This window comes from Pseudarthrobacter sp. CC12 (assembly GCF_039907755.1).
Taxonomy (GTDB): Bacteria; Actinomycetota; Actinomycetes; order Actinomycetales; family Micrococcaceae; genus Arthrobacter; species Arthrobacter niigatensis.
This window is the reverse complement of the sequence record NZ_JARDJH010000038.1, coordinates 24,584-31,787: the sequence shown is the minus strand read 5'-3', so window position 1 is coordinate 31,787 and position 7,204 is coordinate 24,584. Positions and strand designations below refer to the sequence as shown.

Genomic DNA, 7,204 nt, shown 5'->3' with positions numbered 1-7,204 from the left:
CCCTATGCCGGGCAGCCCTACAACGGAGCACCCTATGCCGGGCAGCCCTACAACGGAGCACCCTATGCCGGGCAGCCCTACAACGGAGCACCCTATGCCGGGCAGCCTTACCCGGGCTCCCCCTATAACCAGCCGCCCCACTACGCCGGCCCTTTCGGAGCCGGCCCTTACGGGCAGGCCCGCTACGTGGCCCCGCCTAAACCAGGCATCATTCCCCTGCGTCCGCTGATGTTCGGGGAAATCCTGGATGGCTCGTTCCAGTCCCTCCGGCGCAACGCCAAGGCGATGCTCGGCGCGGGCCTCCTGGCCCAGTCACTGTCCGCCATCCTCGCCGCGGTGCTCACCGGAGTGCTCGCAACATCGTCCGGGACCATTGAATCCTGGGCGAAGACGGCCAGCAGGACCGACGTCGCATCGTTAGGGATTGGGCTGATGGTGACCTTTGCCGTGCTGTCCATCCTTTCCGTGTTCATGTCCGTGGTCCTCCAGGGCGCCATGGTGGTCCCTGTGGCCCGGTCCGTCCTGAACCGTCCCACCGGCTTCCGGCGCATGCTGTCCCTGGTGCGTCCGCGGATCGGGGCGCTGGCCGGGCTCGCGGCGGTGCTGGTAGCGGCGGCGCTGGCCGCCATGGCGCTGTTCTTCGCCCTCATCGTCCTCCTGTTCTCCAACGTCCGGGGTGCGGCGGCCCTCCTGGTCATCCCGCTGATGTTCGGTTTCGCCGCCGTGTTCCTCTGGGTGGCGATCAAGCTCATGGTGGCACCTGCCGCCGTCGTCATCGAAGAATTGGGCGCCCTTGCCGGACTTCGCCGCTCGTGGGAACTGACCCGGACAAACTGGTGGCGGATCCTGGGCATCACCCTGGTGGTGGGAATCCTGGTCGCTGTCATCACCCAGGTGGTCCTGATCCCGGCAAGCCTGCTGCCCACGGTGCTGTCCGGGGTGGTCTCGCCGCATGGCGGCAGCGGCCAGGACGCAACGCTGACCGTTGCCGTCAGCATCATCACCGCGGTGCTCGGTGCGCTGGTGGGCGCGGTGGGCTACGCGTTCCAGACGTCCGTTATGGCGCTGCTCTACATGGACCTGCGCATGCGCAAGGACGGGTTGGATATCGCGCTGCTGCGCGACATGGAGACCGGCGCCGATCCTGACGGCATCCCCGGCCGGAAGGCCGTCGCTGCGAACCCGTACCCCGGATACGGAACGGCGCCGGGAGCATGGCCCGATGGCCGTTGAACCGCCGGTGCTGCCGGGTGCCGACGAGGCACAGCGGTGGGCAGCAGAAGAATTGGCCAAATCTGAATACCGGGACGCTGCCCCGTCCTGGCTGGACAGCTTGTGGCGGAACTTCCTGGACTGGCTGCAGTCCCTGGACGGCTCCCCAGGCGAGGCGGGTCCGGTGCCCAGCCCGGTCATTGCGCTGGTCATTGCCGCGATAATTGCGGCCGCGGTCATCCTTGCCCGTCCCCGGCTGAACGCCCGGGTCCGGCAGGCCAGGGACGTCTTCGAAAAGGAAACCGTCCTGACCGCCGCGGACTACCGGAACCGCGCTGAAACCGCGGCCGCAGCCGGGCGGTGGGGGGACGCCGTCGTCGACCGTTTCCGCGCGATGGTCCGCAGCGCCGAGAACCGGACCATTCTTGATCCTCAGCCTGGCAGGACCGCCGATGAGGCCGCGAACGCATTGTCCGTGCCGTTCGCCGGTGAAGCCGGGCGGCTTGCCCGGGCGGCAGCTACTTTTGACGGCATCCGTTTCGGGAGCCGCGCAGCGGGCAGCGCCGACTACCAGGACATGGTGGCCCTCGATGCCGCACTGGACGCCACCAAGCCCGCCATGGGCATGGTGCCGCTGCAATGAGCGGGCCAGCGACCACCGGCGCCGGGACGGCACAGGAAACACGGCAGTCCCCCGGCGCGCCAACGGTGGGCGGAAGCCTCCGGGCCGCAAGGTTCCTGGCCTGGCTGCGGCAGCACCGTGGCATGGCCGCAGCCGCGGTCGTGGTGGCAGGTGCGCTCGCCCTGATCATCGGCACGCAACTCGCCCCCAAGGGTGACACCCTCCCCCTCTCCGTCCACAACGCAGGGCCGGAGGGAGCCAGGGCGCTGGGCGAAATCCTGGGCCGGCATGGAGTTTCGGTCCGTACCCCCACCCGGTTCGACGCGGCGCTGCAGGACCTGCATTCAAGCTCCTCCCCCACCCTCCTGCTCTACGACAGGTACGGCGTCCTGGACGCACAGCAGCTGGCGGGCCTGGTGTCGGCTGCCGGCCGCGTGGTGGTGGTGACCCCCAGGCTGGAGACCCTTGCCGCCCTTGACAGCGGCATCCACCAGGCCGGCGTCGTCCCGGATGCCTCTCCGGTCCTCAACCCCGGTTGCGGCTACCCTGACGCCGAGGCAGCGGGACAGGTGACAGGCGAGGGAGGATTTGTTTACGACGGCGGCACCACCTGTTACCGCGCGGCAGGCGCCGCCGGGATGCTTGCCGTCAGCGCTGACGGACGGCTGGCCGTGCTGGGCAGCACGGCTGTCATGGGAAACGACAAACTCGACGAGCTGGGAAACGCTGCGCTGGCGGTCCGGACGCTCGGCGCCTCGCGGGACCTCGTCTGGTACCTGCCTTCGATCGAAGACGCAACCGCGGACGGCTCCGGGAAAACCCTCGACGACCTCGCACCGGGTTGGGCCCGTTTCCTTGGCCCCTGGCTGCTGGTGGTGGCGCTCGCCAGCATCGTATGGCGGGGCCGCAGGCATGGTCCGCTGGTGTTCGAGCCGTTGCCGGTGGTGGTCAAGGCTGTTGAGACGGCAGAGGGACGGGCACGGCTCTACCAGGACTCGCGTGCCGTCGAGCAGGCCCGGGACAACCTGCGGGCCGGCCTGCTGGTGCGGCTCGCCCGAAAACTGCGCCTTGGCCCGGGCGCCACTGCCGAGGAAACGATTGCGGCGGCGGCCCGGCTGCTTGGCAGGGATGCCGCCGCCGTCCGCATGTTGATTAACGAACGCCCCACAACTGAAGCCCGGCTGGTGGCCTGGTCCCAGGCCATGGACAAACTGGAGAAAGAGGTCATGACCCGATGAGCGAACAGAGCAGTGGCCCGGGAATCCTGAACCCCGTGGACCCCAACGTCCCGGCGGACGACGACGGCGCCCGCCAGGCGCTGCTGGCTGTCCGGCGCGAGGTGGCAAAGGCCGTGGTGGGTCAGGACGCCACCGTCACTGGCCTCCTGATTGCCCTGCTTTCGCAGGGCCATGTGCTGCTGGAGGGCGTACCGGGTGTTGCCAAGACCCTGCTGGTCCGGGCCCTTTCCTCCGCCTTGAGCCTGGATACCAAGCGGGTCCAGTTCACTCCGGACCTGATGCCGGGCGACGTCACCGGCTCGCTGGTTTACGACTCCCGCACGTCCGACTTCAGCTTCCGGGAGGGACCGGTCTTCACCAACCTCCTGCTGGCAGACGAGATCAACAGGACACCACCAAAGACCCAGGCTTCGCTCCTGGAAGCCATGGAAGAACGGCAAGTCTCCGTGGACGGGCTGTCCAGGCGGTTGCCGGCGCCGTTCCTGGTGGCAGCAACACAGAATCCGGTGGAATATGAGGGCACCTATCCCCTCCCCGAAGCACAGCTGGACCGGTTCCTGCTGAAACTCACCATGCCGCTGCCCGGGCGCGGTGAGGAGATCGAGGTGATCCGACGCCATGCCGCCGGATTCGATCCCCGGGACCTGGCAGCAGCAGGCGTCCGGGCGGTGGCGGGCGCCGAAGACCTGCAAGGGGCGCGGGAAGCAGTGGCCCGGGTAGCGGTGGAGCCGGAAATCATCGGCTACATCGTGGACCTGGTGCGTGCCACCAGGGCGGCCCCCTCCTTCCAGCTTGGCGTCTCACCGCGAGGCGCCACTGCCCTGCTCAACACCTCCAGGTCCTGGGCCTGGCTCTCGGGGCGTCCGTTCGTCACCCCGGACGACGTCAAGGCGCTGGCCCTGCCATGCCTGCGGCACCGGGTGGCTTTACAGCCCGAAGCCCAGATGGACGGAGTGAGGGTGGACGACGTCCTGGGCAGCATCCTGGCATCCGTCCCCGTTCCCCGCTGATGGCCATCTCGGGGCGCTTCGTGGCAGTGGTGCTGCTGGGCCTGGTGCCGGTGCTGCTGTTCCCGGGTTGGCCGACCATTCTCACCACGACCGCCGTGCTCGCTGCCATGCTGGGTACCGACCTGCTGTTTGCCGGGTCCCCCAAGCGGGTGGCCGCGGTACGTGCGGAACCCCAGAACGTTAGCCTCGGCAACGCGGTGGAGGCGGCCCTCACGCTCCGCAACGGAGGTTCCCGCCGGCTCCGGGGCTCGTTCAGGGACGGGTGGCAACCCTCCGCCGGGGCGCAGGACCCGGTCCAGGACATCGACGTCCCGGCCGGCGAAAGCCGACGGTTCGCTGTCAGGCTCCGGCCGGGCCGGCGCGGGGACCTCAAGGCACCCCACGTGACAATAAGGTCGTATGGTCCGCTTGGCCTGGCAGCCAGGCAGCGGACCATCGATTGCCCCGGCTCGGTGCGGGTACTGCCGCCCTTCCATTCGCGCCGGCACCTGCCCTCCAAGCTGCGGAAGCTGCGCGAACTCGATGGAAAGGCCGCCGTCCAGATCCGCGGAGCCGGCACCGAGTTCGATTCCCTGCGGGACTACGTCCGCGGCGATGACGTGCGGTCCATCGACTGGCGCGCCACGGCACGGCGTTCCTCCGTGGTGGTCCGCACCTGGCGCCCGGAACGGGACCGGCGGGTTGTCATGGTCCTGGATACCTCCCGCACGTCCGCGGCGAGGATCGCCGACGAAACGCGGCTGGACACCGGGATCGAGGCTGCGCTCCTCCTGGGCGTCCTGGCCGAACGGGGCGGCGACCGGGTGGACTTCCTGGCCTTTGACCGCAGGACCCGGGCGCGGACCGGTTCCGCAGGCCAGGGCAACATCCTGGGCCGGCTGGTCCAGGCCATGGCGCCCCTTGAAGCCGAGTTGATCGAGATGGACTGGCCGGCGGTGCCGGCGCAGGTCCGCGCTGCCTCCGCGCACCGGTCCCTCGTGGTGCTGCTGACCTCACTGGACAGCGGAGCGCCCGAGGAAGGGCTGCTGCCCGTGGCGGAGCGGCTGGCCAGCGGGCACACAGTGGTGGTGGCTGCCGTCCGCGACCCGCAGCTGGGCACCATGCTCCGGGAACGCAGCGACGCCACCGGCGTGTTCCGGGCGGCTGCCGCCGAGCGCGCACTCCTGCAGCGCGCCGCGGTTACCGCGGAACTGCGCCGCTACGGCGTCGAGGTGGTGGACGCGGAGCCGCATGACCTGCCGTCCCACCTCGCTGACATGTATATCCGGCTCAAGGCTGCCGGTAGATTGTGAAACCGGAGGCAGACAGCGCCGCCGCAGGCAACAGGAGGTCCACGTCATGAGCGTCCCCATTTACCGGCAAGCCCTGGGCACGGAGTTCCACCGGCTGCAGCCCGAGCTTCAGGAGTACTTCTCGCTGGCCCCGGGTTCCGGACAGTACGGGCTCGGGGAAGGAACGTTCGACGTCGTTGGGTGCCGCCAGCGGTGGCTGCGCCCATTGCTGGGGCTGGCCGGCCGCGAAGAAGCCTTTTTCCCCGAATATGGTGAGAACATCCCGTTCCGGATTGAAAACCACGCCCACCAGGATCCGTTCGGCCGCTCCAGCCTCACGGCGCGCCGGGAAATCCGGTTCCCGGGGCGCACCAGGCTTTTCCAGGACACGACAAGCGTCACCAACCGGGAAGGCAGCCCCCAGCTGGTGGACTACGTGGGACGCTACCGGCGGCTGGTTACGGACCTGAACCTGAGCGTCACTGCCGAAGGCAGGCTGCGTGGCGTCTCGGAGGCGTCGAGGCTGTTCGCAGGCCCGTTCCGGGTCCCGCTTCCGGCTGCACTGGACGCCAAGGCCTACGCCGAGCAGTGGTGGGATCCGGCCGAGGGCAGTAACGGGCGGCACCGCATCCAGGTAAAGGTCATCCAGCCGCAGATCGGCCTGGTCCTGGTGTACGCCGGGGCCTTCGACTACCGCCTGCGTCCTTATGCCGGCGGCAGCTCCGCCCAAAGCTTCCTCCCCCGCTACGCCCAGCCGGACCGCTGGGAGAACAGGGTCTAGCTACCCCAGCGCCTGCTGGTTCAGGCCGTCCGCCACCTGGGTGAGCCTGTTCAGGACGGCAGTTGCTTCTGCGGGTGTCCTCGCGGCCAGCCCTGCCGACGGCGTCACCCGGACTGCGGGCAGCAGTGAGGGCGGCAGTCCCAGCTGCCGCCACGGCCGCCAGACTGCCTCCACGCAATCGGCAACCCTGGGCAGCGGACCCACGGCGGCCACCTCCAGGGCGCCGGCCCAGAATTGCTTGCCGGCCTCCACCGCTCCGGCCACCAGTTCCCATTGGCGGTTGGTCAGGGCCTTCAGCGGCAACGCGACGCCGTCGGCCCCGGATGTGAGGGCCAGCTCGATCGGGGCTTCGATTTCAGGTAACGACACCACAACTCCAGCGGCGCCTGCCCCGCGCAGGGCGTCCATCACAATGCGCCAGGACTCACGTACTTCCGATGCTGCAACTGCACGGAGGGTACGGTAACCGCTGGCCGTCGGGATTGTGCCGGCCAGCACGGCGGCGATGGCAGGTTCGTCCACCTGCACCACCAGCCGGGCGCCTGGAACGGCCGCTGCCACACGGGTGAGGTAGCCGCCAACTCCGGCTGCCAGCGAGGCTGCCAGATCCCGGCGGGCGCCGTGATCCAACAGGGCGCGTTCACCGTTGTGCAGGTACAGGCCGGCAGCAAGGCTCAGCGGTCCCACCAGCTGAACCTTCAGTTCATCCGGCGACACGTCTTCGGCGCCCGCGACGTCGGCCAGGACGTTCAGGTCGGTGGACAATGCCGATGCTGCCCGGCGCATGTCCTTGCCCGGGCGGTCCACGAGCCGCCAGCCGTGCGGCTGGACATCCACCGCGAGTTCTTCCAGGAGGGAGGCTGTGCGGCCCAGGGCGTCGGAACCGACACCCCGGTCCGGCAGTTCGGCCAGGAAGGGAAGGTGCGGGCTGCCAAGCTCGCCGCGGATGATGCGGGTGGCTTCGAGCGGGTCGTCACCCGGCCACGTCCCCAGGGCGGTGGCGGTGACTTCCCTGGCTGTGGTTTCTTCCTGGAGGGGCGCGGCCGGAAGCCTGCTGCCTCCTGGTCCGT

The 7,204-nt window shown here is 69.2% G+C and carries 7 protein-coding genes; 6 read left to right on the top strand and 1 reads right to left on the bottom strand.

Annotated features, from left to right (window positions below; all coding sequences use genetic code 11):
• From PV772_RS19620 to PV772_RS19595, 6 genes are all read left to right on the top strand, one after another.
• Nucleotides 1-1,233 (top strand): hypothetical protein (locus tag PV772_RS19620; protein WP_347887278.1); only part of this gene is annotated, 1,233 nt, incomplete at its 5' end.
• A complete protein-coding gene (locus tag PV772_RS19615) occupies nt 1,223-1,855 on the top strand; it encodes a DUF4129 domain-containing protein (RefSeq protein ID WP_347887277.1) in 633 nt (210 codons plus the stop codon). The genes PV772_RS19620 and PV772_RS19615, both read left to right, overlap by 11 nt.
• The gene (locus PV772_RS19610; RefSeq protein WP_347887276.1) at nt 1,852-3,072 is read left to right on the top strand and encodes a DUF4350 domain-containing protein; all 1,221 of its coding nucleotides are present in this window, start codon (nt 1,852-1,854) and stop codon (nt 3,070-3,072) included. The genes PV772_RS19615 and PV772_RS19610 overlap by 4 nt, the downstream gene beginning before the upstream one ends.
• A complete protein-coding gene (locus PV772_RS19605; RefSeq protein ID WP_141159959.1) occupies nt 3,069-4,082 on the top strand; it encodes a MoxR family ATPase in 1,014 nt (337 codons plus the stop codon). The genes PV772_RS19610 and PV772_RS19605 overlap by 4 nt, the downstream gene beginning before the upstream one ends.
• Complete coding sequence (locus tag PV772_RS19600) at nt 4,082-5,374, top strand: DUF58 domain-containing protein (RefSeq protein ID WP_347887275.1); 1,293 nt, start codon at nt 4,082-4,084, stop codon at nt 5,372-5,374. The genes PV772_RS19605 and PV772_RS19600 overlap by 1 nt, the downstream gene beginning before the upstream one ends.
• 46 nt (nt 5,375-5,420) lie before the next feature.
• Nucleotides 5,421-6,134 (top strand): DUF4166 domain-containing protein, encoded by a 714-nt coding sequence (locus tag PV772_RS19595; protein ID WP_347887274.1) that lies wholly within the window; start codon nt 5,421-5,423, stop codon nt 6,132-6,134.
• Here PV772_RS19595 and PV772_RS19590 read toward each other — a convergent pair whose 3' ends face one another.
• Nucleotides 6,135-7,127, bottom strand: a complete 993-nt coding sequence (locus tag PV772_RS19590; RefSeq protein WP_307357760.1) for a hypothetical protein — start codon at nt 7,125-7,127, stop codon at nt 6,135-6,137.
• Nucleotides 7,128-7,204: the final 77 nt, after the last annotated feature.

Coding starts and splice junctions, on each gene's coding strand:
- PV772_RS19615 (WP_347887277.1), top strand. CDS start 1,223: ATGGCCGTTGAACCGCCGGTGCTGCCGGGTGCCGACGAGGCACAGCGG.
- PV772_RS19610 (WP_347887276.1), top strand. CDS start 1,852: ATGAGCGGGCCAGCGACCACCGGCGCCGGGACGGCACAGGAAACACGG.
- PV772_RS19605 (WP_141159959.1), top strand. CDS start 3,069: ATGAGCGAACAGAGCAGTGGCCCGGGAATCCTGAACCCCGTGGACCCC.
- PV772_RS19600 (WP_347887275.1), top strand. CDS start 4,082: ATGGCCATCTCGGGGCGCTTCGTGGCAGTGGTGCTGCTGGGCCTGGTG.
- PV772_RS19595 (WP_347887274.1), top strand. CDS start 5,421: ATGAGCGTCCCCATTTACCGGCAAGCCCTGGGCACGGAGTTCCACCGG.